The following is a 25,301-nucleotide window of genomic DNA, read 5'->3' as shown; positions in this document are numbered from 1 at the left end:
GAAGCACCGTAAGGTGTGGAGTTGACTGGTACTAATAGGCCGAGGGCTTGTCCTCAGTTGCTCGCGTCCACTGTGTTAGTTCTGAGGCAACGACCGTTGCCGGTTCGAGCAGAACAACAAATGAAGAGTGTGCTTGTTCGCTCGAAACCATTAGGGTTTCGGTGGTCATAGCGTAGGGGAAACGCCCGGTTACATTTCGAACCCGGAAGCTAAGCCTTACAGCGCCGATGGTACTGCAGGGGGGACCCTGTGGGAGAGTAGGACGCCGCCGAACAATCTTTGGAAGGACCCCTGGTCCCAGCGTTCAGCTGGGACCAGGGGTCCTTTTGTTTTTACAATGCTTGCAGTACCGAAGACAGGAGTCACCGATGTCCACCAACTCTCCCGACGACCGACCGGAGCGCGACCAGCGGCGACGGGACAGCGGTGGCCGTGGTGGTCCTGTGCGTCGTGAAGGGGACCGTGGTGGTTTCCGTCGTGACGACCGGCGGGACGACCGCCGTGACGACCGGCGCCGTGATGACCGGGATCGCGGGCCTCGGCGTGATGATCGTGGCGAGCGTCCCGCGTTCCGGCGTGACGACAACCGTGGCGGTGGCAATTACGGCCGGCGCGACGACAGTCGTCCGAGCGGTGGAAGTGGTGGCGGTGGTTACGCGCGTCGGGACGACCGCGACCGGGGGCCTCGACGGGATGACCGGGGAGAGCGTCCGGCCTTCCGGCGGGACGACGACCGTGGTGGTTTCCGGCGCGATGACAACCGTGGCGGGGGCGGGGGGAATTACGGTCGGCGCGACGAGCGGCGTGGAGACGATCGTGGCCAGCGCGGTGGCTTCCGCCGTGATGACCGTTCGGACTTCCGCCGCGACGACCGGCGGGACGACCGGCGGGATGATCGGCGCGGTGACCGGCCGGACTTCCGGCGGGATGATCGCCGTGATGACCGACGCGACGACCGTCGTACCGAGCGGCCGGACTTCCGGCGCGACGACCGTCGTGACGACAGGCGGGATGATCGCCGTGATGACCGACGCGACGACCGTCGTACCGAGCGGCCGGACTTCCGGCGCGACGACCGTCGTGACGACAGGCGGGATGATCGCCGGGACGACCGGCGAGACAGCCGGCGGGATGATCGCCGTGGTGAGCGGCCGGACTTCCGGCGGGACGACCGCCGGGACGACAGGCGGGATGGTGACCGTGGTGGGTTCGGTCGGCGGGATGACCGGGACCGCGGGTTCCGGGGGCGGGACGAGCGGCGGGGTGACGACCGCGGGGACCGGGGTGGTTTCCGTCGCGACGGGGGCCGGGACGACCGCGGGGGACGGGGCGGACCTCGGCGCGACGACCGCGGTGGCAGGCCCGGCGGTGGCTTCCGGGGTGGCCGGGACAGCCGGGACAGCCGTGATGACCGGCGCGGTGGGGGCGGCCGGTTCCGGGACGACCGGGACCGGGAGCCGATCAAGCGGCTGCCGATCCCCGAGGACGTCACGGGCGACGAGATCGACAAGGACGTACGGCAGGAGTTGCAGAGCCTGCCGAAGACGCTCGCGGACGACGTCGCCAGGAACCTGGTGATGGTGGCCCGGCTCATCGACGAGGACCCCGAGGGGGCGTACGGGTACGCCAGGGTGGCGCTGCGGCTGGCGTCGCGGGTGGCCGCCGTACGGGAGGCCGCCGGATTCGCGGCGTACGCGAACCAGAAGTACTCGGAGGCGCTCGCCGAGTTCCGGGCCGCGCGGCGGATGACCGGCAGTGTGGACCTGTGGCCGGTCATGGCCGACTGCGAGCGCGGGCTCGGGCGGCCGGAGAAGGCGCTGGACATGGCCGGTGCTCCCGAGGTGCACAAGCTGGACAAGGCCGGGCAGGTCGAGATGCGGCTGGTCGCGGCCGGTGCCCGGCGGGACATGGGGCAACTGGACGCGGCGATCGTGACCTTGCAGAGCCCCGAGCTGGCCTCCAGCTCCGTACAGCCGTGGACGCCTCGGCTGCGGTACGCGTACGCCGACGCGCTGCTGGCCGCCGGTCGGGAGGGTGAGGCGCGGGAGTGGTTCGCCAAGGCCGTGGAGTCCGACCGGGACGGCAGTACGGACGCCTCCGACCGGCTGGCCGAGCTGGACGGAGTCGACTTCGTGGACGCCCTCGACGAGAACGAGAACGAGAACGAGGACGCGGACGAGGAGCAGCGGGAGGACCGGGGCTGACCCGGAGTGACAGATGAGGGGCGGGACCGTTGGCGGTCCCGCCCCTCAGTCGTGTCAGGGCTCCAGGGTGCGCAGGACCAGGCCGGACGCCGGTTTCGGGCCGAACGAGGTCGACTTGCGGGGCATCGTGACGCCCTGGCGGGCCAGGTCGCGGACGACCTCCTCGCGGACCGGGTGCATCAGGACCGCCGTACCGCCGTCGCGTTCCGCCTTCTCGACGGTGGCGGCCGTGTCGTGGATGTAGGAGATGTGCGCGGCGGAGTCCTCGGGGACGTGCCAGAGGTGGGCGAGGAGAGTGGTGTGCAGGACGGTCGCGTCCAGGGTGCGCCAGGCGGCCGGGCGGTCGGCGGGGACTGTGCGGGCCAGGAGTTCCGGGTCCGGGTGGTCGACCAGGTGGTAGGTGCCGTCGCCGGCGAGGAGGAAGGCGTTGCCGGTGGCCGCCGCCTTAGCCAGGGCGGTCAGGGCCTCGGCCCGTGGGGCGTCGACGCGGCGGACCCGGAAGGTGCCCTTCAGCGCCGCCAGGGCGTCCGCGACCGGCAGGTCGTGCAGCAGGCGGTGGATGGCGCGGACGCGCAGCGGGTAGCGGGCGGTGTCGACGAGCAGGACCAGGCCGTGGTCCCAGGGGCTGGGGGAGGGGTGCTCGGCGCGCAGTTCGCGGTAGGTGGCCCAGCGGTGGTGGCCGTCGGCGATGAGGGCCTGGTGGCGGGCGAGGTCCGACTGGATCTCCGCGATCTCCCGGGGGTCGGTGATCGACCACAGGCGGTGCCGGTAGCCGTCCTCCGTGGTGGTGGCCAGCAGCGGGGGGCGGTCGGCGGCGCGTTCGACGGCGGTGCTGGTGGGGGTCGGTGCGCGGTCGCCGCGGTAGGTGAGGAGGAGGGGCTCGAAGTTGGCCGAGGTGGCGCGCATCAGGGACGCGCGCTCGGCGACCACGTGCGGCATGACGTCCTCGTGCGGCAGGACCGAGCGGTCGCCGGCCTCGGGCAGCCGCAGGGCGCCGATGACGCCGCGTTGCAGGAGGCCGTCGTCGGCGCGCTGTTCGTAGACGTAGAGACCGGGTTCGGGGTCGGTGGTGAGGATGCCCTCGGCGCGCCAGCGGCGCAGGGTGCGGGCCGCTTGCCGGTCGCGGGCGGCGGGGGTGGCGGCCTGCGGGAGGATCAGGCGGACGATGTTGTGCGGGTCCGACGATTCGAGGTGGAGCAGGCCGTCGGGGCGGACCACGACGTCGTAGGGAGGGGATGTCACGGCGGCCAGGCTGCCGACCCGGTCGGGGTCGTAGCGGAGACCTCGGAACGGGGTGAGTTCCAGGCCCCGGCGCGCCGTCGCTTCCGAGTGACCTGCGGTATCCATCCCGGCATCGTACGTGTGTCAGTGCCATGGGGGATGATCGGGGAAAGACGGAGAACCAGGAACGACGCGGCGATGACGAGGAGCGATGTGTGATGAGCCGGAGCGTCAGGACGAGGCCCGAGGGCAGGGGGCAGGCCCTGAGCGAGGCGTACGACACGGCGCTGCTCGACCTGGACGGGGTGGTGTACGCGGGCGGTGCGGCGATCGTTCACGCGGTCGAGTCGCTGGCCACGGCTCGCGCGGGCGGGATGCGGCTGGCGTACGTCACCAACAACGCGCTGCGGACGCCGGACGCGGTGGCGGAGCATCTGACGGAGCTGGGGGTCGCGGCCGAGGGGTCCGACGTCATCACCTCCGCGCAGGCCGTGGCGCGGCTGGTCGCCGAGGAGGTGCCGGCGGGGGCGCGGGTGCTGGTGATCGGCGGGGAGGGGCTGCGGGTCGCGCTGCGGGAGCGCGGCCTGGAGCCGGTGGAGTCGGCCGACGACGACCCGGCGGCGGTGGTGCAGGGGTACGGCGGGCCCGATTTGGCGTGGGGGCGGTTCGCCGAGGCGAGTTACGCCGTCGCGCGCGGGGTGCCCTGGTACGCGTCCAACACCGACCTGACCATTCCCAGCGGGCGCGGGATCGCGCCGGGCAACGGCGCGGCGGTGGAGGTCGTCCGGATCGCCACCGGCGCGGAGCCGCGGGTCGCGGGCAAGCCGCTGCCGCCGATGCACCGGGAGACCATCCTGCGCACGGGCGCCGAGCGGCCGTTGGTGGTGGGGGACCGGCTGGACACCGACATCGAGGGCGCCGTCGGCGGTGACGTCGACTCGTTGCTCGTCCTGACCGGGGTCACGGACGGCCGGCAGCTGGTCGCCGCGCCGCCGCGGCACCGGCCGACCTATGTGGACGCCGATCTGCGCGGACTGCTCACCGGGCAGCCGGAGGTCACCGACGCGGACGGCGGCGGCTTCCGGTGCGGTGGCTGGACGGCGACGGCGGGCGCGGAGCGGCTGGACCTGGACGGCGACGGGGCGGCCCTCGACGGGCTGCGGGCGCTGTGCGCGGCGGCCTGGACGGCGGCCGGGGCCGGCTCCTGCGCGCTGGACGCGGAGAAGGCGCTGGCGCGGCTGGGGCTGTGAGGCACCGGGGGAGGAGGCGGGTTCGGGTCCCGGGCATCGTGACCGAAGGGGAGTTAGGCTAACCTAACCGGGTGTTGGTCGACAGTCCCCCCGAAGCGCGCGCCGAGAAGGCCGCCGCGCCCCCGGACCGCCGGGTGATCCGTGCCGCCGGGCTGCTCGTCGCCGTGGCGGTGCTGGCCTGCGTCGCCGTGGCGAGCCTCGTGATCGGCGCCAAGGACCTGTCCCTGGCGCAGGTGTGGCACGGCCTGTTCGAGGACTCGGGTTCGTACGGCGACGTGGTGGTCGGGGAGCGGCTGTCGCGGACCGTGCTGGGGCTGCTGGCCGGTGCCGCGCTGGGGCTGTCCGGGGCGGTCCTCCAGGCGCTCACCCGTAATCCGTTGGCCGATCCCGGGCTGCTCGGCATCAACGCGGGGGCCTCCGCCGCCGTGGTCACCGCCATCACCTTCTTCGGCGTCACCTCGCTGAACGGGTACGTCTGGTTCGCGTTCCTCGGGGCTGCGGCGGTCGGCGCGCTGGTCTGGTTCCTGGGCGGCAGCCGGGGCGCGACACCGGTCCGGCTGGCGCTGGCCGGCACGGCCATCAGCGCCGCCCTCTACGGGTACCTCCAGGCCGTGATGATCACCGACGAGGCGGCGCTGGGCACGATGCGCTTCTGGACCGTCGGCTCGCTGTCCTCGGCGGACAACGGGACCATCACCCAGGTACTGCCGTTCTTCGTGGTCGGCACGGCGTTGGCACTGGCGCTCGCCCGGCCGCTGAACGCGATGGAGATGGGCGACGACACCGCCCGCTCCCTCGGCGCCAACCTGACCCGGACCCGGGCGCTGTCGATGCTGGCCGCGACCGTGCTGTGCGGGGCGGCCACCGCCGCGTGCGGGCCGATCGTCTTCGTCGGCCTGATGGTGCCGCACGTGGTGCGCTCCTTCACCGGTCCCGACCTGCGCTGGATCCTGCCGTACGCCACGGTCCTGTCGCCGGTGCTGCTGCTCGGCGCCGACGTGCTCGGCCGGATCGTCGCCCGGCCCGCGGAGCTCCAGGTGGGCATCGTGACGGCGGTCCTCGGCGGCCCGGTCTTCATCTTTCTCGTACGACGGCGGAGGACGGCCCAGCTGTGAAGACCACCGCGAAGACCCGCCGTACCGTCCGTGCCGTGCGTACCGCCCGTACTGTCCGTGCTGTGCGTACCCCCGGCGGCCTGTCGTTGCGGCTGGACGTCAGGTCGCTGACCGTCGTCGTGCTGCTGCTGGTCGCCGCGCTCGCCGCGAGCGTCGTGCTGATCGGTACCGGCGACTTCCCGATCCCGGCGGCCGATGTGCTGCGCACGCTGTTCGGCGGCGGCACCGCGGGCCAGGAGTTCATCGTGCGGGAGCTGCGGCTGCCGCGGGTGCTGGTCGGACTGCTGGTCGGCGCCTCGCTCGGGCTCGGGGGCGCGCTGTTCCAGGCCATCACCCGCAATCCGCTGGGCAGTCCGGACGTGCTCGGGCTCGGGCAGGGCGCGACGGCCGGTGCGCTGATCATGATCGTGCTGTTCTCCGGGAGCGCCGCGCAGGTCACGTTCGGCGCGCTCGTGGGCGGCCTGGTGACCGGGTTCGGTATCTATCTGCTCGCCTGGAAGCGGGGTGTGCACGGATACCGGCTGGTGCTGGTCGGGATCGGGGTGTCCGCGATCGTCACGGCGGTCAACGGCTATCTGATGACCCGGGCCGACATCGTGGATGCCTCCCGGGCCGTGGTCTGGATGACCGGCAGCCTCGACGGCCGGGACTGGGACCAGGTGTGGCCGCTGCTGGTCCTGTGCCTGATCCTCGTGCCGGTGGCCCTGGCCAACGGCCGCGGACTGCGCATGATGGAGATGGGCGACGACGTCTCGTCCGCCCTCGGGGTGCGGGTGGAGCGGGTACGGATGCTGCTGCTGGTGGCCGCCGTGCTGCTCACCGCCGCCGCCACGGCCGCCGCCGGACCGGTCGGCTTCGTCGCGCTCACCGCGCCGCAGCTCGCCCGCCGGCTGACCCGGGCGCCCGGCCCCAACCTGCTGCCGTCGCTGTGCATGGGCGCCGCCCTGCTGGTCACCGCCGACTGGGTCGCGCAGCGGACCTTCGGCGCCGACCAGCTCCCGGTGGGCGTGGTCACCGGCGTGGTCGGCGGCGTCTACCTGCTGTGGCTGCTGGTCACCGAGCGCAAGGCGGGCCGGATATGAGGACCCGCCCCGGCGTCACCAGCGGGCTGAACAACCAAAGGAGCATCGTGAACCGCCTGTCCGCCGAGAACGTCACCCTCGCCTACGACCAGCGCGTCATCGCCGAACAGCTGTCGGTGGAGATACCCGACAACTCGTTCACCGTGATCGTCGGTCCCAACGCGTGCGGCAAGTCGACCCTGCTGCGGGCCCTGTCGCGGATGCTCAAGCCCAGCGACGGCCGGGTCCTGCTCGACGGCCAGGTCATCCAGTCGATGCCCGCCAAGCAGGTGGCGCGCACCCTCGGGCTGCTGCCGCAGTCGTCGATCGCGCCCGACGGCATCACCGTCGGCGACCTGGTCGGCCGGGGCCGCTACCCGCACCAGGGCCTGCTGCGCCAGTGGTCCACCGAGGACGAGCGGGTGGTCCAGGAGTCGATGGCGCAGACCGGGGTGGCCGAACTGGCCGACCGGTACGTCGACGAACTCTCCGGCGGACAGCGCCAGCGGGTCTGGATCGCCATGGCGCTCGCCCAGCAGACCCCGCTGCTGCTGCTCGACGAGCCGACGACGTACCTGGACATCCAGCACCAGATCGACGTCCTCGACCTCTGCGCCGACCTGCACGAGGAGCAGGGCCGCACGCTCGTCGCCGTGCTGCACGACCTCAACCACGCCGCCCGGTACGCCACCCACCTCATCGCGCTGCGCGAGGGTCAGGTCATCGCGGAGGGCGCGCCGAAGGACATCGTCACGGCCGAGCTGGTCGAGCGGGTGTTCGGGATGCGCTGTCAGGTCATCGACGACCCGGAGACGGGGACGCCGCTGGTGGTGCCGGCCGCGCGCAGGGCGCGGGCCCGGGTCGCCCTCACAGAAGCTTCCTGAGACGGAACAGGTCCCGCAGGCCCGCCTCCAGCCGCACCCGGCCCGAGCCCCACGCCTTGGCGAAGTTCAGCTCGCCGTCGACCAGGGCGACGAGGTCGTCGCCGGTCATGGCCAGCCGGATGTCGGCCTTCTCGCGCGGGACGCCGGTCAGGGTGTCGCGCACGTCGATCACGCCGTCCGTCATGCGGCCGGCGAAGGTGACGTCCAGGTCCGTGATGTGGCAGCTCACCGAACGGTCCAGTTCGCTGGCGGCCCGCACGTCGTCCTCGGCGCCCCGCATGTTCTCCGCAAGCTTCTCGAGCGCCGCGCGGCACTCCTCGATCGTCGCCATCGCCACCGACCGTACCCCAGGGGTTCGGGGTAGCGTCGGGACCATGAGCGACGCAGTCCCGGAGCCGGAAGCACCGGCGGAGCGCACCCCGGCCACGCCCGCCCCCCTGGAGATCCCCCGCGCCACCACCGGGGACGCCGGCACGGACGCCCTGCTGGAGCGGCTGGCCGACGTGGACCACCTGGCCACCGACGGACACCTGGCGGTGTACGAGGATGTACACCGGGGGCTGCGCGACGCGCTCACCGCGCTCGACGCCCGCCCGGGACCTCCGGCGCCCCCGTCCTCGTACCGCAGTAGGAGCTGAACCGAACGTGGCAGGAGTCGCACGTCGCCGTCTCGACGCGGAGCTGGTCCGGCGGGGGCTCGCGCGCTCGCGGGAGCACGCCGGGCAGCTGATCGCCGCCGGGCGGGTCTCCGTCGGCAGGACCGTCGCGACCAAACCGGCCACGCAGGTGGAGACCGCGGCGGCCATCGTCGTAGCGAAGGACGACAACGACCCCGACTACGTCTCCCGGGGCGGGCACAAGCTGGCCGGCGCGCTGGCCGCCTTCGTACCGCTGGGGCTGGCGGTGCCGGGGCGGCGGGCCCTGGACGCCGGGGCGTCGACCGGCGGGTTCACCGATGTGCTGCTGCGCGCGGGGGCCGCGCACGTGGTCGCCGTCGATGTCGGCTACGGGCAGCTCGCCTGGTCGCTCCAGAGCGATGAACGGGTCACCGTCAAGGACCGTACCAACGTGCGGGAACTGACGCTGGAGGTGATCGACGGGGTGCCGGTGGATCTTGTCGTGGGGGACCTGTCCTTCATCCCGCTCGGGCTGGTGCTGCCCGCCCTGGTGCGCTGCGCGGCGCCCGGTGCCGACCTGGTGATGATGGTGAAGCCGCAGTTCGAGGTGGGCAGGGAACGCCTCGGCAGCGGGGGCGTGGTCCGCAGTCCCGAGCTGCGGGCGGAGGCGGTGCGGGGCGTGGCGGCGAGGGCGTGGGAGCTGGGGCTCGGGGTGAAAGGTGTCACCGCGAGTCCGCTGCCGGGTCCCTCCGGGAACGTCGAGTACTTTCTGTGGCTGCGGGCCGGGGCCGACCGACTGGACCCGGCCGACGTCGATCGTGCAGTGGCGGAGGGGCCGCGTTGACACAGAACCGAGCTCGTACTGTTTTCCTGCTGGCCCACACCGGGCGGCCCGCGGCCGTGCGCAGCGCCGAACTGGTGGTGAAGGGGCTGCTGCGCGCCGGGCTCGGGGTGCGGGTCCTGGAGGCCGAGGCGTGCGATCTGCCGCTGCCCGGCGAGGTGCAGCTGGTCAAGGAGGCCACCCCGCAGTGCCTGGACGGGTGCGAGCTGCTGATCGTGCTCGGCGGCGACGGGACACTGCTGCGCGGCGCGGAGTTCGCGCGGGCCTCCGGGGTGCCGATGCTCGGCGTCAACCTGGGGCGGGTCGGGTTCCTCGCCGAGGCCGAGCGGGACGACCTGGACAAGGTCGTCGACCGGGTGGTCAGCCGGGCCTACGAGGTCGAGGAGCGGATGACCGTCGATGTCGTCGTGCACCGCAACGGGGACATCGTGCACACCGACTGGGCGCTGAACGAGGCGGCCGTGCAGAAGGCCGGTGCGGAGAAGCTGCTGGAGGTCATTCTGGAGGTGGACGGGCGGCCGGTGACCGGGTTCGGGTGCGACGGGGTGGTGCTGGCGACGCCGACCGGGTCGACCGCGTACGCGTTCTCCGCCGGGGGGCCGGTGGTGTGGCCGGAGGTGGAGGCGTTGCTGATGGTGCCGATCAGCGCGCACGCGCTGTTCGCGAAGCCGTTGGTGACCTCGCCGGATTCGGTGCTGGCGGTGGAGGTGCTGCCGCACATCCCGCCGGGGGTGTTGTGGTGCGACGGGCGGCGGACGGTGGAGTTGCCGGCCGGGGCGCGGGTGGAGGTGCGGCGGGGGGCGGTGCCGGTGCGGCTGGCTCGGCTGCATCACGCGTCCTTCACTGATCGGCTGGTGGCCAAGTTCGCCTTGCCGGTGGCGGGGTGGCGGGGGGCGCCGCACTGACGCGGACTCGATGGGGTGGTTTCGGTTCGGTGGCGGGTGCGGGCGGGTTGTGGCTGGTCGCGCCCCGCGGCGCAGCCGCTATCAGCACAGTCCCGCGCTCCTGTCGGCGTTGTACTCGCCTGGGTGACAAGGACAGGCCGTGTGCGTTACCCCGTCTCGACCTCGTAAGGTCGTGTCCGTGTTGGAGGAGATGCGGATACGGTCGCTCGGCGTGATCGACGATGCCGTGGTCGAGTTGTCGCCCGGGTTCACCGCCGTCACCGGTGAGACGGGTGCGGGCAAGACCATGGTGGTCACCAGCCTGGGGCTGCTGCTCGGCGGGCGGGCGGACCCGGCGCTGGTGCGGATCGGGGCCAAGAACGCGGTGGTCGAGGGGCGGGTCACCGTGCCCCCCGACGCCAAGGTCGCGGTCCGGGCCGAGGAGGCCGGGGCCGAGCTGGACGACGGAGCGCTGCTGATCAGCCGGACGGTGTCCGCCGAGGGGCGGTCGCGGGCCCACCTGGGCGGCAGATCGGTGCCGGTCGGGGTGCTCGCCGAACTCGCCGACGAGCTGGTCGCCGTGCACGGGCAGACCGACCAGCAGGGGCTGCTGAAGCAGGCCCGGCAGCGGCAGGCGCTCGACCGGTACGCCGGGGACGCGGTCGCCGCGCCGCTGGCCAAGTACGGGGAGGCGTACCGGCGGCTGCGGGCGGTCGCCGAGGAGCTGGAGGAGATCACCACGCGGGCCCGGGAGCGCGCCCAGGAGGCCGATCTGCTGCGGTTCGGGCTGGACGAGATCGCCGCCGTCGAGCCGCGCGCCGGTGAGGACGTGGAGCTGGCGGAGGAGGCGGAGCGGCTGGGCAACGCCGAGGCGCTGGCGTCGGCCGCGACGGCCGCGCACGCCGCGCTCGCGGGCAACCCGGAGGACCCCGAGGGGATCGACGCGGCGACGCTCGTGGCGGGCTCGCAGCGGGCGCTGGACGCCGTGCGGTCGCACGACCCGGCGCTGGCCACGCTCGCCGACCGGATCGGCGAGGTGGGCATCCTGCTCCGCGACGTGGCCGGTGAGCTGGCCGGGTACGCCGACGACCTGGACGCCGACCCGCTCCGGCTGGCGGCGGTCGAGGAGCGGCGGGCCGCGATCAACGGGCTGACCCGCAAGTACGGCGCGGACGTCGCCGCCGTGCTGGCCTGGGCGGAGCAGAGCGTCGCGCGGCTGACCGAACTGGACGGCGACGACGAGCGGATCGGCGAGCTGACCGCCGAGCGGGACGCGCTGCGCGCCGAACTGGGCGCGCTGGCCCAGGCGTTGACGGACGCCCGGACGGAGGCCGCGGAGCGGTTCGCCGCCGCCGTCACCGCCGAGCTGGCGTCGCTGGCCATGCCGCACGCGCGGGTGTCGTTCGAGATCCGGCAGACCGAGGACCCCGAGGGGGTCGAGGTCGGCGGGCGGACGGTGGCCTACGGGCCGTCCGGCGCCGACGAGGTCGAGCTGCTGCTCGCCCCGCATCCGGGAGCGCCGCCGCGGCCCATCGCCAAGGGCGCCTCCGGCGGTGAGCTGTCGCGGGTGATGCTGGCCGTGGAGGTGGTCTTCGCGGGCACCGATCCGGTCCCGACGTACCTCTTCGACGAGGTCGACGCGGGCGTCGGCGGCAAGGCGGCGGTGGAGATCGGGCGGCGGCTGGCCAAGCTCGCCAAGTCCGCGCAGGTCGTGGTGGTCACGCACCTGCCGCAGGTGGCGGCCTTCGCCGACCGGCAGCTGCTGGTGGAGAAGACCAACGACGGGTCGGTGACCCGGTCGGGGGTGAAGGCCCTGGAGGGCGAGGACCGGGTGCGGGAGCTGTCCCGGATGCTCGCCGGGCAGGAGGACTCGGAGACCGCGCGGGCGCACGCCGAGGAACTGCTGGCGACGGCCCGGGCCGACCTGTAGGGCGGTGGTAGAGCGACGGGTTCTAGGCTGAGCGCATGATCGATCGTGCTCCGCGGACCCGTTCCCTCGTCCTCGCCGCCGCGCTCGCCCGGGCCGGTGCGACCGTGCTGCGCGCCACCGCGCCGGGCGGACGGGAGCACTGGACGCGGACCAATCACGCCGGGCGCGCGGTCGGGCTGTACGCCGGGGCCGCGGCCGCTCTCGCGGCGGCGCTGGCGACCGGCCGGGTGCGGCCCGTCGCCGGGTGCGCGGTGCTGGCCGCCGGGGCCTGCGGGGCGTACGACGACGTGGCCGGGGCGGGGGACGCGCGGCGCGGGTTCCGGGCCCATCTGGCGGCGCTGCGCGACGGCGAGGTCACCAGCGGGGCGGTGAAGCTGTTCGGGATCTCGGCGGCCGGGCTGCTCGCCGGGGCGGTGCTGAAGGAACGGCCGCTGGACAAGGTGCTCGCCGGGGTCGTCGTCGCCGGCGCCGCGCACGTCGTCAACCTCGTCGACGTACGCCCGGGACGGGCCGCCGTGGCCGCGCTGGCGCTCGGGGTGCCGGGAATGGTGCGGCGGGGCCCGGCGGCGGAACTGGCCGCCGCCGCGACCGGGGTGGCCGCGGCGGTGCTCCCCGACGACCTCCGGGAGCGCGAGATGCTCGGTGACACCGGGGCGCACGCGCTGGGCGCGGCCCTCGGCGTCGCGGTGGTGGCGGGCAACGGGCGGGCGGGACTGGTGGCGCACGCCGCGGCCGTCGTGGCGGCGGCGGTGTACGGGGAGCAGGTCAGCGCCTGGGCGCGGTCACTCGTGTGAGTGACTGCGCGCGTCGTGTTGCCCCGGCGTCAGCGCCCCCGCCGACCGGCGCCGTTCCCGGAACACCCGTACGTCCTGGCATCCTTGACGCAGTACGCGCGGGAGACCGCGCGGCGTGCTCCTCCGCTCCTCCTCCGCTCCACCCTTCGGTACTTTCTCCGTGAACGCCCGCCGCAGAACCAGGAGCCCCGGCCACGTGACCCCCGTGAGCAGCCACGTCCCGCACGGCCAGTCCCCGCTGCGCACCGTGCAGGTGCTGGGCGGAGGCAACGCCGGCAGCAGCGCGCATGTGCGCTCCCTGACCGCGGGGCTGGTGGCACGGGGCGTGAAGGTCACGGTGTGCGCCCCCGTCGAGGCCGAGCGCCGCTACGACTTCACCGGGGCCGGCGCCGACCACGTGGCCGTGGCGCGCAGCAGCGACCCGGTCGCCGTCGCCGGGCTGCGGGCCGCCTGCGCGGGTGCCGATCTGGTGCACGCGCACGGGCTGCACGCCTCCTTCCGGGCCGCGCTCGCCCTCGGCGGCCGCCGGGTCCGCACGCCGCTCGTCGTCACCTGGCACGACCGGGTGCACGCGGAGGGGCCGCGGGCGCAGCTGCTGCGGGTCCTGGAGCGGCGGGTGACGAAGGCCGCCACGGTGGTGCTGGGGGCCACCTCCGGGCTGGTGGACCACGCGCGGCGCAGCGGCGCCCGGGACGCCCGGCTGGCCGCCGTCGGGCTGCCCGGCCCCCGGCCGCCCGTCGACCCGGAGGACGCCGACCGGACGCGGCCCAAGATCCGGGCCGAACTCGGCGCGACCGGCCGCCCGTTGCTGATCGCGGTCGGCGCGCTGGAGCGGCAGCGGGGGCACGAGGTGCTGTTCGACGCCGCGCGGGCGTGGCGCGACCTGGACCCGGTGCCGCTGGTCGTGGTTGCCGGGGAGGGGTCGCTGCGGGCCGCGCTGCAACGGCGGATCGAGGCGGAGGAGCTGCCGGTGACGCTGGTCGGCCGCCGGGACGACGTCGCCGACCTGCTCGCCGCGGCCGATCTGGCGCTGCTGCCGGGCCGCCACGAGACGCGGTCCCTGCTGGCCCGGGAGGCCCTGCACGCGCGCGTGCCGCTGGTCGCCGGGGATGTCGAGGACCTCCGCGAACTCGTCGGCGACGCCGCCGAACTGGTGCCGGCCGGGGACGCCGAGGCGTTCGCCGCCGCCGTCGTCCGGCTGCTCGGCGACCCCGGGCGGCGGGAGTCGCTGCGGGCCGGCGGCCGGCGGCAGCTGGCCGGCTGGCCGACCGAGGACGAGACCGTCGCTCAAGTGCTGAGCGTCTACGACGAGTTGACGCAGCCGAGGCCGTTGCTCTGACCGCCTTCCCGGTCAGGCGACATGCCGCCGGGCCCGCAGGGCCAGGCTCAGGGTCAGTACCGTCTGCGGGTCGTCCAGGGCGGTGCCCAGCAGTTCCTCGATGCGGGCCAGCCGGTTGTACAGCGTCTGGCGGTTGAGGTGGAGGTCGCGGGCGGTCTCCGCCTTGCGGCCCGCGTGCGCCAGATACGCCTCCAGGGTCGGCAGCAGCGCCGGCCGGGACCGGTCGTCGTGGTCGCGCAGCGGGCCGATCGCGCGGTCCACGAAGGCGGCCAGGTCCGGATGGTCGCGCAGCCGCCACAGCAGCAGGTCGGTGTCGAGGCGGCGGGCGTCGTACCAGGGGCGCTCCGGCAGCCCCTGGGCCGCGGTCGCCGCCTCCGCCGCGTGCCGCAGTCCGGCCGGTACGGCGGTCCAGTCGCCGGGTACGCCGACGACCACGACCGGTGGCCGGGCGCCGGGCCGGCGCGGGGCGGCCCGTTCGGCGCCCGAGCGCAGCGCCGCCGAGACCCGGTCGGCCAGGGGCGGCCGGTCCGCCGCCGCCCGCAGTCCCAGCAGCAGCGGCACCCGGCCCTCCACCGGCCGTACGCCCAGCAGTACGGGCACCCCGAGCGCCGCCAGCTCCTCGGCGAGCGCGCGGGCCAGCACCGCCCAGCCGCCGTCGGCGGCGGACAGGGCGTCGCCCAGCCGCATCACCACGGGCAGCAGCGGGCCGTCGCCGGGCCTGAAACCCAGGACGCGGGCCTGCGCCGGGGCGTCGGCGGCGGCGATCCGGCCCTCGGCGAGGTCGGTGAGGAAGTCGCCGCGCCCGCGCGCCGCCAGCTCCTCCTCCTGGCGGGCCTGCATCAGCACCAGCGCCAGCACGCCCGCCGCCCGGTCCGCCGCCATCCGGTGCACCGGCGCCAGCGGCGACCGTACCGGCAGCAGGACCAGGCGGGCCCGCACCGAACCGGAGCCCGGGCCGCCGCCGGGCACGTCCACCAGGACCGAGCCCGCCGGGGGCGGGGCGTCCTTGTGCGGGCCGCGCAGCCCCTCCCACACCTGGAGCGGATCGGTGCCCTCGGGGCCCGCCCCGGCGGCGTACAGCAGCCGTCCGCCGGGGGTCTCCAGGAACACCGGGTTGGCCGCGAAGCCGGCCAGGACGTCCAGCACCTGGGGCACTCCGCCGCCGCCGAGCAGCGCCCCGGTGCAGCGGCGGTGCACTTCCTCGGCCCGCTGGAGCAGCGCGTAGTGGCCGTTGACGATCTCGGTGTGGATCTCCTCGGTGACCGCCACGAACGGCACCTCGCGGTGCAGCTGGACCAGCGGCAGCCCGGCCGCGCGGGCGGTGTCGACGACGGCCGCGGGCAGCCGGGTCAGCCGCGGGCCCAGCTCCACGACCAGGGCCGCGATGCCGCGCTCGGCGAGGGTGCGGACGTAGGCCCGCTGGTCGGGTGAGCGGACGCCGAAGCCGTAGCCGGTGGTCAGCAGCAGCTCGCCGCCCTTGAGCAGCGAGGCGATGTTCGGCACCTCGCCCGCGTGCGCCCAGCGCACGGTACGGCCCAGCCGGTCGGCGCCGGTGACCACCTCGGGCAGCCCGGCGCGCAGTCCGGGCAGCTCCAGGGCGCGCCGTACGGTGATGCCGGTGCCGTGGGCGCCCGGCCCGGTGTCCTCCGTGCTGTTCATGGGCTCGGACGGTACCCGGGAGCCGGGGGGCCGGGCAGGTCCGGGTGCGCCCGGCACCGCTTGTGCGGCGGGCCGGCGGTGCGCCGTGGCCGAGGCCGTCCCGTCAGCATCAGCAGGAGGCCATGGACGCCTGTACGTCGGCGAGTGCCTGCCGCGCGATCGCGCCGAAGCCGTCACCGGCTGCCGCACCGACGTCGTCGCCCGCCTCGTCACCGGCGGTCATCCGGCTCCAGCGTTCGAAGGCCACGCCGGAGGCGAGCGCGCCCAGCTCCGCGGCCACCCGGGCGGTCAGCTCGGGCGTGCCGCGCCGTTTGAGGGCCTCGGTCATCGACGCGACGAGGGCCAGGTTCTTCAGCGCCTCGCGCTCCCGCAGTTCCGGGTTGGCGTCGATGACCGCCTGCCGGCGGGCGATGAACGCCCGGCGGGCGGGCGTGAAGACCTGCGCGCCGGCCGCGTCCAGCGCGTGCCCGACCGCCTGGAGCGGGGTGGCGGCCGGCGCCGCCGCGGCGATCGCCTCGACCAGCAGTTCGTCCATCGTGCCGCCGCCGAAGAGCACCTCGCGCTTGTCCTGGAAGTGCCGGAAGAACGTGGTCTTGCCCAGCCCCGCGCGCTGCGCGATGTCGATCACGGTCGTGTTCTCGTAACCCCGCTCGGCGAACAGATCCAGGGCGGCGTTCGCGAGCCGTTGGGCCGCGTTGGGTTCCCAGCGAGCCATGACGGCAGTGTACGGGGCTCGGTTCCGTCACTCGCGCCAGTGATGGAACCAAGTCCCGTCACTCGTGTTACGGTCATGGCATGACGGAACCAAGTCCCGTCACCTGTCCGTGAGGAGTCCGCAGTGAGCCGAGCCGTGATCCACGAGACGTTCGGAGGCCCCGAAGTGCTGGAGGTGCGGGAGGTGCCCGAACCGCACGCCGGGCCGGGGGAGGTGCGGGTGCGGGTGACGGCCGCCGGGCTGAACCCGATGGACTGGGGCATCGCCTCGGCTCCGGAGGCGGCGGCCCGGTTCGGCATCACCGTGCCGTCCGGTTTCGGGTCCGACTTCGCCGGTGTGGTCGACGAGGTGGGCGCCGGGGTCACCGGCTTCGCCGTGGGCGACCGCGTGCACGGCGGTGCCCTGGGCCGGGCGGTCGCCGACTTCGTGGTGGCCAGGCCGCCCGCCGACGCGCTGTGGCACACGCCGGAGGGCATCGGCGACGCGGTGGCGAGCACCCTTCCGGTGGCCGGTCTCACCGCCGTGGCCGCACTGGCGGCGATCGGCCCCGGACCCGGTGACACCGTCCTGATCGGCGGCGCCGCCGGTGGCGTGGGCGTGTTCGCGGTGCAACTGGCCGGGCTCGCCGGGGCCGCCGTGATCGGCACCGCCGCACCGGGCACGTTCGGCTTCCTGCGGGAGCTGGGCGCCGAACCGGTGTCCTACGGCGCCGGGCTGGCGGACCGGGTCCAGGCGCTGGCACCCGGCGGGGTGAGCGCCGCGGCCGACCTGTTCGGCACCGAGACGGCCGAGGCCGCGCTGGCGCTCGGCGTGGCGCCGGAGCGGATCGCCACGGTCGCCGCGGGCCCCCGCCCGCCCGGCGGCGTACGCGCCACCGGCGCCTTCGAGGCGGCACCGGACGCCCTGCGGCAGATCACCGACGCGATCCTCGCCGGCCGGCTGACCGTCCCGGTCGCCGCGGTCTTCCCGGTCGAGGAGATCCGCGCCGCCGTGACACTTCAAGCCGGCCGCCATGTGCACGGCAAGATCGTGGTCACGCTGTGACCGCGCCCGCCGGACCACACCTGCCGACGAGGAAGGGACGACGACGGTGAAGCGGATCCAGTACCACCAGTACGGCGGGCCGGAGGTCATGCGGCTCGAGGAGTTCGAGCCGGGCCCGCTCGGCCCCGACGAGGTCCTGGTCCGGGTGCGCGCGGCCGCGGCCAACCCGATGGACTTCGGTATCCGGGCCGGCCGCATGAAGCAGGTGACCGGCCGCCGCTTCCCGCGCGCGATGGGCTACGACTTCGCGGGCGTCGTCCAGGCGGTCGGCGACCGCGTCACCCGGCTGAGCGTCGGCGCCGAAGTGCTGGGCGGGACGCCGATCAAGTGGGCGGGTGCGTTCGCCGACGTGGTCGTCGCCCAGGAGAAGGGCGTCGTGCTGAAGCCCGGGAACCTCTCGTTCGAGGCCGCCGCCGCGGTCCCGACGGTCGGGATCACCGCGCTCCAGGCCCTGTTCACCAAGGGGAAGCTGCGGCCGGGCCAGTCCGTGTTCGTGCACAGCTGCCTCGGCGGGGTCGGCCGCTGCGTCGTGCAGCTCGCCCGCGCGAACGGGGCGACGGTGGCGGGCAGTTGCCGCGACAGCGCCGGGCCCGAGGCGCGCGGCCTCGGCATCGAGCCGGTCGTCGGCTTCGGCTTCGACCCCGCCTCGCTCGCCAAGCGGTTCGACCTCGTGGTCGTCACCGCCGGTACGCTCCCGGTCAGGGCGGCGCGGACGCTGCTCAAGCCCGGCGGCCGCATCGTCAGCATCCTTCCCACCCCGGCGAACTTCGTGCGCGGCGTTCTGCCGGGGCCGTTCCGCGTCCTGATCGCCCAGCCGGTCACCGAGGACCTCGAAGCGGTCGCCAGAGCCGCCGGCCAGGGCACGCTGCGGCCACCGATCGCCCGCACCGTCCCGCTCTCGGCGGCCGTCCCGGCGCTCACCGAACTCGAACGGAACGGCCTGGCCAAGCGGGGCAAGCTGATCATCACACCCGAGTGACCCGGCGTCGCCCTCCGTCTCCGGCGGCCGGTCGCGGGGCGGCCCGAGGGCCCGGGCCGCCCCGCGAAGCGCCCCCTGGCCCCCGCGGGCCCCCGTCAGCCCCCGTACGCCCCCGAAGCCGTCAGCCGCAGAGCCGTGTCGATCAGGGGCACGTGGCTGAACGCCTGCGGGAAGTTGCCCACCTGGCGCTTCAGGCGCGGGTCCCACTCCTCGGCCAGCAGACCGAGGTCGTTGCGGAGCGAGAGCAGCTTCTCGAACAGCTTCCGTGCCTCGTCCACGCGGCCGATCATCGCCAGGTCGTCGGCCATCCAGAACGAGCAGGCCAGGAAGGCGCCCTCGTCGCCGGGGAGGCCGTCCACGCCGGCGTCCTCGCCGTCCGTCGGGTAGCGCAGGATGAAGCCGTCCGAGGTGGACAGCTCCCGCTGGATCGCCTCGATGGTGCCGATCACCCGCTTGTCGTCGGGCGGCAGGAAGCCCATCTGCGGGATCAGCAGCAGGGACGCGTCCAGTTCCTTGGAGCCGTAGGACTGCGTGAACGTGTTGCGTTCCTTGTCGTAGCCCTTCTCGCACACGTCCCGGTGGATGTCGTCGCGCAGTTCCTGCCAGCGCTCCAGCGGGCCGTCCGCGTCGCCGGACTCGATGAGCTTGATGGTGCGGTCCACGGCGACCCAGGCCATCACCTTGGAGTGCACGAAGTGCCGGCGCGGGCCGCGCACCTCCCAGATGCCCTCGTCCGGCTCGTTCCAGTGGTCCTCCAGGTAGCGGATCAGCTTGAGCTGGAGGACGGAGGCGTAGTCGTTGCGGGCCAGGCCGGTCATGTGGGCCAGGTGCAGGGCCTCGGTGACCTCGCCGTACACGTCCAGCTGGAGCTGGTGGGCGGCGCCGTTGCCGACCCGGACCGGGCCGGAGCGCTCGTAGCCCGGCAGCCAGTCCAGCTCGGCCTCGCCCAGCTCGCGCTCGCCCGCGATGCCGTACATGATCTGGAGGTTCTCCGGGTCGCCGGCCACCGCGCGCAGCAGCCACTCGCGCCAGGCGCGGGCCTCCTCGCGGTAGCCGGTGCGCAGCAGCGAGGACAGGGTGATCGCCGCGTCGCGCAGCCAGGTGTAGCGGTAGTCCCAGTTGCGCACCCCGCCGATCTCCTCCGGCAGCGAGGTGGTGGGGGCGGCGACGATGCCGCCGGTGGGGGCGTAGGTGAGGGCCTTCAGCGTGATCAGCGAGCGGATCACGGCCTCGCGGTAGGGGCCGTGGTACGTACAGTGCTCGACCCACTCGCGCCAGAAGTCCTCCGTCGCCGTCAGCGACTGCTCCGGCTCCGGCAGCGCGGGCGGCTGCTTGTGCGAGGGCTCCCAGGAGATGGTGAAGGCGATGCGGTCACCCGGGGCGACGGTGAAGTCCGCGTAGGTGGTCAGGTCCTTGCCGTAGGTCTCGGCCTCGGTGTCGAACCACACCGAGTCGGGGCCCGCGACGGCCACCGTGCGGCCCTCGTGCTTGTGCACCCAGGGCACCACCCGGCCGTAGCTGAAGCGCATCCGCAGCTCCGAGCGCATCGGGACCCGGCCACAGACGCCCTCCACGATCCGGATCAGCTGCGGGGCGCCGTCGCGGGGTGGCATGAAATCGGTCACCCGGACCGTGCCGCGCGGGGTGTCCCACTCGGATTCGAGGATCAGCGAGTCGCCGCGGTAGGTGCGCCGGGCGGCGGTGGGGGGCTCGGCTTCGGCCGCGTGCGCCGGTCCGAGCCGCCAGAAGCCGTGTTCCTCCGTGCCCAGCAGACCGGCGAAGATGGCATGGGAGTCGAAGCGGGGCAGGCACAGCCAGTCGACTGTGCCGTCCCGGCAGACCAGTGCGGCGGTCTGCATGTCTCCGATGAGTGCGTAGTCTTCGATGCGCCCGGCCACGTGCAACTCCAGTCGAACGGCCACGTCACCCCACATGGGGGTTGTCGCTTGGTGCGGTCAAGGGGTGGATGTCATGCGTCGTTGATCAATGAAGCAAAGCAGTCGCCCGGGTCTGAAGCCAAACTCTGGGATGTCAAACTCCGCGACACCGGACGACAATTGTTGTTCAACGAACTGACGAGCTCTCGTTGTTCCGGTGCGTACGGGCGAGGGGTGGTGCCGTGTCGCCGGCCGGGCTCGGCAGTGAAGGTCCGAGCAGGATACGACGCACGTAGATGATCTGTGTGCCGCTCCGGACAACCGGGCTCGGCCGAACGAGTGAGCGCCGGGTGACGGGCGCGGCGCGCGGTGCTGGTCCGTGTCCGGGTGTGCGCGGAGCGTGGCCGGAAGCCATCGCTCTCCGGCGCTGTTACGCTGGTAGCCCGTGGACCGGTGGGCACGAAACCCCCGAACCGCAGCGACGGCACCACCCCGGACACCTCCGGCGGACCGCCGTATCGCACCCCAGACCGCGACCACGGGAGCCCCCTCTTGGCCATGCCGCCCGCTGCTTTTCGAAACAGCACCGCTTCGACGACCAAGCACATCTTCGTCACTGGGGGTGTCGCCTCCTCTCTCGGCAAGGGGCTGACCGCCTCCAGCCTCGGCATGCTGCTCAAGGCCCGGGGTCTTCGTGTGGTGATGCAGAAGCTCGACCCCTACCTCAATGTCGACCCTGGCACGATGAACCCGTTCCAGCACGGTGAGGTGTTCGTCACCAACGACGGCGCCGAGACCGACCTGGACATCGGCCACTACGAGCGGTTCCTCGACCGCGATCTGGACGGTTCCGCCAACGTCACCACCGGCCAGGTCTACAACACGGTGATCGCCAAGGAGCGGCGCGGCGAGTACCTCGGCGACACCGTGCAGGTCATCCCGCACATCACCAACGAGATCAAGCACCGCATCCGGCGGATGGCGACCGACGAGGTCGACGTCGTCATCACCGAGGTCGGCGGCACGGTCGGCGACATCGAGTCGCTGCCGTTCCTGGAGACCGTCCGCCAGGTCCGGCACGAGGTCGGCCGGGACAACGTCTTCGTGGTGCACATCTCGCTGCTGCCGTACATCGGCCCGTCCGGCGAGCTGAAGACCAAGCCGACCCAGCACAGCGTGGCCGCGCTGCGCAACATCGGTATCCAGCCGGACGCCATCGTGCTGCGCTGCGACCGCGAGGTGCCGACCGCGATCAAGCGCAAGATCTCCCTGATGTGCGACGTCGACGAGGCCGCCGTCGTCGCCTGCCCGGACGCCCGTTCGATCTACGACATCCCCAAGGTCGTGCACGCCGAGGGCCTGGACGCCTACGTGGTGCGCAAGCTGGACCTGCCGTTCCGCGACGTGGACTGGACCACCTGGGACGACCTGCTCGGCCGCGTCCACCGGCCCGAGCACGAGATCGTCATGGCGCTGGTCGGCAAGTACATCGACCTGCCCGACGCCTATCTGTCGGTCACCGAGGCGCTGCGCGCGGGCGGCTTCGCCAACCGGGCCCGGGTCAAGATCAAGTGGGTCACCTCGGACGACTGCAAGACCCCGGCCGGCGCCCAGGCGCAGCTCGGTGACGTGGACGCCATCTGCATCCCGGGCGGCTTCGGCGACCGCGGCGTGCTCGGCAAGGTCGGCGCGATCAAGTACGCCCGCGAGCACAAGATCCCGCTGCTCGGCCTCTGCCTGGGCCTGCAGTGCATCGTGATCGAGGCCGCGCGCAACCTGGCCGGCATCTCCGACGCCAACTCCACCGAGTTCGACCCCGCCACCGGCCACCCGGTCATCTCCACCATGGCCGAGCAGCTCGACATCGTGGCCGGCGAGGGCGACATGGGCGGCACCATGCGGCTCGGCATGTACCCGGCGAAGCTGGCCGAGGGCTCGATCGTGCGCGAGGTCTACGACGGCAAGGAGTACGTCGAGGAGCGGCACCGCCACCGCTACGAGGTGAACAACGCCTACCGCGCGGAGCTGGAGAAGAAGGCCGGCATCGTCTTCTCGGGCACCTCCCCGGACGGCAAGCTCGTCGAGTACGTCGAGTACCCGCGCGAGATCCACCCCTACCTGGTCGCCACCCAGGCCCACCCGGAGCTGCGCTCGCGGCCGACCCGTCCCCACCCGCTGTTCGCGGGGCTGGTGAAGGCGGCTGTCGAGCGGAAGACCGCGAAGTAACACGACAGTTGTACGGTGGCCGGGGCGGACCCGTTCAAACGGGTCGCGCCCCGGCTTCGTCGTACGACCGCGCGTCTGGAAGGACAGGGCATGACCATCAAGGACACCCCCGAGGAGTGGGAGATCCGGTCGACGGAGATTCCCTTCCGGGGCAACAAGACCTCCGTCCGCACGGACGAGGTGGTCATGCCGGACGGCACCGTGGTCAAGCGCGACTACCAGGTGCACCCCGGATCCGTCGCCGTACTCGCCCTGGACGACGAGGACCGCGTCCTGGTCCTGCGCCAGTACCGCCACCCCGTGCGGCACAAGCTCTGGGAGATCCCGGCCGGACTGCTCGACGTCCCCGGCGAGAACCCGCTGCACGCCGCGCAGCGCGAGCTGTACGAGGAGGCGCACGTCAAGGCCGAGGACTGGCGGGTGCTGACCGACGTCTACACCACGGCCGGCGGCTGCGACGAGGCGGTGCGGATCTTCCTCGCCCGGGAGCTGTCGGAGGCCGAGGGCGAGCGCTTCCAGGTCGAGGACGAGGAGGCGGACATGGAGCTGGGCCGGGTCTCCGTGGCCGACCTGGTGCGCGGGGTCCTCGCCGGTGACCTGCACAACAACTGCCTCGTGGTGGGGGTGCTCTCGCTGGTCGCCGCGCGGAACGCGGACGGGCTGGACGGGCTGGACGCGCTGCGGCCCGCTCAGGCACCCTGGCCCGCACGTCCGTTCGAAATCTGAGGGACGGAACCTCGTTCTTGAAGGCAGTTTTCTGCTGATGTGACGATCTGCTGATCCGATCGGGCGATCTTGCGTGATCTTGCGGCCAAGCTCCCGCCGGAACCCGCCGGAGCCTGAACTAGGCTCGGAAAACGCCCGAACCGGGAGTTCCGGCGGGCGCCGGTGCGCGGTGGGATCGGGAGTGTGGCCCGTGACGGATCAGGCGGTGGACACGGACGGCGTGCGGCTGTCGGACGACGCTGCCGAGGAACCACGGTTCCTGGGCCGCACCAGAGAGCTCAAGGCGCTGCGCGCCGACATCGCGCGGGCCGGCCTCGACACCCTCTCCGGCCGCAAGGCCCCGCGCGCCCGGGTCCTGCTGGTCGCGGGCCGGCCGGGCGCCGGCCGGACGGCACTGGCGGAGGAACTCGTCGCCCAGGTCGCCGGCGACTACCCGGACGGCCTGCTGCGGGCCCGGCTGCGCGAACCCGACGGCACCCGGGTGCCCGTCGACTCCCTCGCCCGGGACCTGCTCACCGCGCTGGGCCGCCCGGCCCGGGCCGGCGCCGCCGAGGACGACCTCGCGCACGAACTGCGCACCGCCCTGGCCGGCTGCCGCACCCTGCTCCTGCTGGACGACGCCGCCGACGCCGAACAGGTCGACGCGCTGCTGCCGGACAGCCCCGGCTGCCTGGTCGTCGCCGTCGCCGAGGGCCCGCTGACCGGCATCGCCGACGTCCGCCCCTGCACGCTCGGCGGCCTGGACGCCAAGTCCGCCGTGGAACTGCTGCAACGGCGCATCGGCTCGGTCCGCATCACCGTCGACCCCCGGGCCGCCGAGTCCCTGGTCGAGGAGTGCCAGGGCCGGCCCGCCGCCCTGGCCCTGGCGGGCGGCTGGCTCGCCGCCCGCCCCAAGGCGGCCGTCGCCGACCTCGCCAAGCAACTGCACGCCGAGTCCGAGGACAGCGACCCCGTCGCCCGGGTCTTCCGGCTCGTGCACGCCTCCCTGCCCAGCGCCGCCGCCCGGATGCTGCGGCTGCTCTCGCTGGCCCCCGCCGGACTGGTCGACCCGCACACCGCCTCCGCGCTGGCCGGCTGCTCGGTGAGCAGCGCCCGCACCACGCTGGACGACTTCGTCGCCCTCGGCCTGCTGCACCCGCCGGCCGCCCCGCTGCCCGAGTACCAGGTCCCCGGCTGTCTGCACCCGCTGCTGGCCGCCCACGCCCGGGCCCAGGACCGGCCGGCCGAACTCCAGCTGGCCCGGGCCCGGATGCTGGAGCGGACCGTCCGGCTGCTCCAGTCCTGCCGGGCGATCACCGAGACCGACAGCCCGGGGGCCCGCGAGAAACTCCTCGGCATGCCGCGCGCCCTGCGCTTCGCCACCCCCCGGGACGCCGCCGAGTGGCTGACGGTCCGCCGGCCCGCCCTGCTGGCCGCGGCCCGGCTCGCGGTCGCCGACGGCGATCTCGACACGCTGGCCCGGCGGCTGATGTCCCAGCTGGTCCGGGCGATGGTCGCGCACCTCGGCACCCAGGCGGCGGCGCCCGACCTGTACGGCATCCACCGGCTGGTGCTGGACGTGGCGGTCCGCCGCGAACTGCCCCGCGAGCGGGCCGCCGCCCTGCTGAACCTCGCCGACCTGGACGCCCGCACCGGCCGCACCGCCGAGGCGCTGGTGCGCTACCGGGCCGCGCTGGACGCCGGCCGTGAGGCGAACGACCCGTACGCGACCGGCCGCGCGATGGAATCCGTAGGCGGCGCGCACCTGGAGCTGGGCGACTACGACCGGGCCGCCGACTGGTTCGGCCGGGCGCTGGCCCAGCGCCTGGCCCGGGACGAGCGCGCGGACGCGGCCCGGCTCTACGGCCGGATCGGCGCCGCGCACACCTATGCCGGCCGCTACGGCGAGGCGCTGCGCAACTGGCGGGCGGGGGGGGGGGGGGGGGGGGGGGGGCG

The 25,301-nt window shown here is 73.8% G+C and carries 21 protein-coding genes, 1 rRNA gene and 1 pseudogene; 18 read left to right on the top strand and 5 right to left on the bottom strand.

What is annotated here, in order from left to right:
- The first annotated feature begins 157 nt into the window (after nucleotides 1-157).
- From rrf to ACTT8P_RS32665, 3 genes and pseudogenes are all read left to right on the top strand, one after another.
- A 5S ribosomal RNA gene (rrf, locus tag ACTT8P_RS32675) occupies nucleotides 158-274 on the top strand.
- A 94-nt stretch (nucleotides 275-368) separates the two neighbouring features.
- Nucleotides 369-1,250, top strand: a pseudogene (locus tag ACTT8P_RS32670) (tetratricopeptide repeat protein); the annotation flags it as partial.
- A gap of 219 nt (nucleotides 1,251-1,469) precedes the next feature.
- Entirely contained in the window at nucleotides 1,470-2,204 is a 735-nt protein-coding gene (locus tag ACTT8P_RS32665; protein WP_442835406.1) for a hypothetical protein, read from the top strand.
- 54 nt (nucleotides 2,205-2,258) lie between these two features.
- Here the strand turns inward: ACTT8P_RS32665 and ACTT8P_RS32660 are convergent, their stop codons facing one another.
- On the bottom strand, nucleotides 2,259-3,551 hold the full coding sequence (locus ACTT8P_RS32660) for a DUF1015 family protein (RefSeq protein WP_442835401.1): 1,293 nt from the start codon (nucleotides 3,549-3,551) through the stop codon (nucleotides 2,259-2,261).
- A 92-nt stretch (nucleotides 3,552-3,643) separates the two neighbouring features.
- Here ACTT8P_RS32660 and ACTT8P_RS32655 point away from each other — a divergent pair, with 92 nt between their 5' ends.
- From ACTT8P_RS32655 to ACTT8P_RS32640, 4 genes are all read left to right on the top strand, one after another.
- The gene (locus ACTT8P_RS32655; protein ID WP_442835400.1) at nucleotides 3,644-4,675 is read left to right on the top strand and encodes an HAD hydrolase-like protein; all 1,032 of its coding nucleotides are present in this window, start codon (nucleotides 3,644-3,646) and stop codon (nucleotides 4,673-4,675) included.
- A gap of 71 nt (nucleotides 4,676-4,746) precedes the next feature.
- Complete coding sequence (locus ACTT8P_RS32650; RefSeq protein ID WP_442835399.1) at nucleotides 4,747-5,790, top strand: FecCD family ABC transporter permease; 1,044 nt, start codon at nucleotides 4,747-4,749, stop codon at nucleotides 5,788-5,790.
- Between the two features lie 35 nt (nucleotides 5,791-5,825).
- Nucleotides 5,826-6,872 carry a FecCD family ABC transporter permease gene (locus ACTT8P_RS32645; RefSeq protein WP_442835405.1) on the top strand — a complete coding sequence of 349 codons (1,047 nt, stop codon included), beginning with the start codon at nucleotides 5,826-5,828 and terminating at the stop codon, nucleotides 6,870-6,872.
- Complete coding sequence (locus ACTT8P_RS32640; protein WP_442835398.1) at nucleotides 6,869-7,735, top strand: ABC transporter ATP-binding protein; 867 nt, start codon at nucleotides 6,869-6,871, stop codon at nucleotides 7,733-7,735. Before ACTT8P_RS32645 ends, ACTT8P_RS32640 begins: the two co-directional genes overlap by 4 nt.
- Here the strand turns inward: ACTT8P_RS32640 and ACTT8P_RS32635 are convergent.
- On the bottom strand, nucleotides 7,719-8,066 hold the full coding sequence (locus ACTT8P_RS32635) for a sterol-binding protein (RefSeq protein WP_442835397.1): 348 nt from the start codon (nucleotides 8,064-8,066) through the stop codon (nucleotides 7,719-7,721). The genes ACTT8P_RS32640 and ACTT8P_RS32635 overlap by 17 nt on opposite strands.
- A gap of 43 nt (nucleotides 8,067-8,109) precedes the next feature.
- Between ACTT8P_RS32635 and ACTT8P_RS32630 the strand changes: the two genes are divergently transcribed.
- The 6 genes from ACTT8P_RS32630 (at nucleotide 8,110) to ACTT8P_RS32605 (ending at nucleotide 14,140) form a co-directional block, all read left to right on the top strand.
- Nucleotides 8,110-8,373: a hypothetical protein gene (locus ACTT8P_RS32630; RefSeq protein ID WP_442835396.1), complete on the top strand. Its 264-nt coding sequence runs from the start codon at nucleotides 8,110-8,112 to the stop codon at nucleotides 8,371-8,373.
- 7 nt (nucleotides 8,374-8,380) lie between these two features.
- A complete protein-coding gene (locus ACTT8P_RS32625; RefSeq protein ID WP_442835395.1) occupies nucleotides 8,381-9,196 on the top strand; it encodes a TlyA family RNA methyltransferase in 816 nt (271 codons plus the stop codon).
- Nucleotides 9,193-10,098, top strand: a complete 906-nt coding sequence (locus ACTT8P_RS32620) for an NAD kinase (RefSeq protein ID WP_442835394.1) — start codon at nucleotides 9,193-9,195, stop codon at nucleotides 10,096-10,098. The genes ACTT8P_RS32625 and ACTT8P_RS32620 overlap by 4 nt, the downstream gene beginning before the upstream one ends.
- Nucleotides 10,099-10,288: 190 nt before the next feature.
- Nucleotides 10,289-12,007 carry a DNA repair protein RecN gene (gene recN, locus ACTT8P_RS32615; protein ID WP_442835404.1) on the top strand — a complete coding sequence of 573 codons (1,719 nt, stop codon included), beginning with the start codon at nucleotides 10,289-10,291 and terminating at the stop codon, nucleotides 12,005-12,007.
- A gap of 35 nt (nucleotides 12,008-12,042) precedes the next feature.
- Nucleotides 12,043-12,801, top strand: coding sequence for a hypothetical protein (locus ACTT8P_RS32610; protein WP_442835393.1), 759 nt, complete (start codon nucleotides 12,043-12,045; stop codon nucleotides 12,799-12,801).
- A 196-nt stretch (nucleotides 12,802-12,997) separates the two neighbouring features.
- Nucleotides 12,998-14,140, top strand: coding sequence for a glycosyltransferase family 4 protein (locus tag ACTT8P_RS32605; protein WP_442835392.1), 1,143 nt, complete (start codon nucleotides 12,998-13,000; stop codon nucleotides 14,138-14,140).
- A gap of 12 nt (nucleotides 14,141-14,152) precedes the next feature.
- Here the strand turns inward: ACTT8P_RS32605 and ACTT8P_RS32600 are convergent, their stop codons facing one another.
- Entirely contained in the window at nucleotides 14,153-15,799 is a 1,647-nt protein-coding gene (locus tag ACTT8P_RS32600) for a PucR family transcriptional regulator (RefSeq protein WP_442835391.1), read from the bottom strand.
- Nucleotides 15,800-15,908: 109 nt separating this feature from the next.
- A complete protein-coding gene (locus ACTT8P_RS32595) occupies nucleotides 15,909-16,514 on the bottom strand; it encodes a TetR family transcriptional regulator (RefSeq protein WP_442835390.1) in 606 nt (201 codons plus the stop codon).
- A 123-nt stretch (nucleotides 16,515-16,637) separates the two neighbouring features.
- Between ACTT8P_RS32595 and ACTT8P_RS32590 the strand changes: the two genes are divergently transcribed.
- Together ACTT8P_RS32590 and ACTT8P_RS32585 are read left to right on the top strand one after the other, a co-directional pair.
- A complete protein-coding gene (locus ACTT8P_RS32590) occupies nucleotides 16,638-17,558 on the top strand; it encodes an NADP-dependent oxidoreductase (protein ID WP_442835389.1) in 921 nt (306 codons plus the stop codon).
- Between the two features lie 46 nt (nucleotides 17,559-17,604).
- Nucleotides 17,605-18,537, top strand: coding sequence for an NADP-dependent oxidoreductase (locus tag ACTT8P_RS32585; RefSeq protein WP_442835388.1), 933 nt, complete (start codon nucleotides 17,605-17,607; stop codon nucleotides 18,535-18,537).
- Nucleotides 18,538-18,632: 95 nt separating this feature from the next.
- On the opposite strand, the gene ACTT8P_RS32580 is transcribed toward ACTT8P_RS32585, so the two are convergent.
- Nucleotides 18,633-20,435, bottom strand: a complete 1,803-nt coding sequence (locus tag ACTT8P_RS32580; protein ID WP_442835403.1) for a glycoside hydrolase family 15 protein — start codon at nucleotides 20,433-20,435, stop codon at nucleotides 18,633-18,635.
- Between the two features lie 537 nt (nucleotides 20,436-20,972).
- On the opposite strand from ACTT8P_RS32580, the gene ACTT8P_RS32575 reads away from it, so the two are divergent.
- From ACTT8P_RS32575 to ACTT8P_RS32565, 3 genes are all read left to right on the top strand, one after another.
- On the top strand, nucleotides 20,973-22,640 hold the full coding sequence (locus tag ACTT8P_RS32575) for a CTP synthase (RefSeq protein WP_442835402.1): 1,668 nt from the start codon (nucleotides 20,973-20,975) through the stop codon (nucleotides 22,638-22,640).
- A 90-nt stretch (nucleotides 22,641-22,730) separates the two neighbouring features.
- Complete coding sequence (locus ACTT8P_RS32570; RefSeq protein WP_442835387.1) at nucleotides 22,731-23,366, top strand: NUDIX domain-containing protein; 636 nt, start codon at nucleotides 22,731-22,733, stop codon at nucleotides 23,364-23,366.
- A 190-nt stretch (nucleotides 23,367-23,556) separates the two neighbouring features.
- Nucleotides 23,557-25,301 (top strand): tetratricopeptide repeat protein (locus ACTT8P_RS32565; protein WP_442835386.1); only part of this gene is annotated, 1,745 nt, incomplete at its 3' end.

Origin of the sequence: Streptomyces sp. JW3, assembly GCF_052216785.1 — a bacterium.
Taxonomy (GTDB): domain Bacteria; phylum Actinomycetota; class Actinomycetes; order Streptomycetales; family Streptomycetaceae; genus Streptomyces.
The sequence above is the reverse complement of the archived record's forward strand: the minus strand, read 5'-3'. Positions and strand labels throughout refer to the sequence as shown.

Coding starts and splice junctions, on each gene's coding strand:
- ACTT8P_RS32660 (WP_442835401.1), bottom strand. CDS start 3,551: ATGGATACCGCAGGTCACTCGGAAGCGACGGCGCGCCGGGGCCTGGAA.
- ACTT8P_RS32655 (WP_442835400.1), top strand. CDS start 3,644: ATGAGCCGGAGCGTCAGGACGAGGCCCGAGGGCAGGGGGCAGGCCCTG.
- ACTT8P_RS32640 (WP_442835398.1), top strand. CDS start 6,869: ATGAGGACCCGCCCCGGCGTCACCAGCGGGCTGAACAACCAAAGGAGC.
- ACTT8P_RS32635 (WP_442835397.1), bottom strand. CDS start 8,066: ATGGCGACGATCGAGGAGTGCCGCGCGGCGCTCGAGAAGCTTGCGGAG.
- ACTT8P_RS32630 (WP_442835396.1), top strand. CDS start 8,110: ATGAGCGACGCAGTCCCGGAGCCGGAAGCACCGGCGGAGCGCACCCCG.
- recN (WP_442835404.1), top strand. CDS start 10,289: ATGCGGATACGGTCGCTCGGCGTGATCGACGATGCCGTGGTCGAGTTG.
- ACTT8P_RS32610 (WP_442835393.1), top strand. CDS start 12,043: ATGATCGATCGTGCTCCGCGGACCCGTTCCCTCGTCCTCGCCGCCGCG.
- ACTT8P_RS32600 (WP_442835391.1), bottom strand. CDS start 15,799: ATGAACAGCACGGAGGACACCGGGCCGGGCGCCCACGGCACCGGCATC.
- ACTT8P_RS32595 (WP_442835390.1), bottom strand. CDS start 16,514: ATGGCTCGCTGGGAACCCAACGCGGCCCAACGGCTCGCGAACGCCGCC.
- ACTT8P_RS32575 (WP_442835402.1), top strand. CDS start 20,973: ATGCCGCCCGCTGCTTTTCGAAACAGCACCGCTTCGACGACCAAGCAC.
- ACTT8P_RS32570 (WP_442835387.1), top strand. CDS start 22,731: ATGACCATCAAGGACACCCCCGAGGAGTGGGAGATCCGGTCGACGGAG.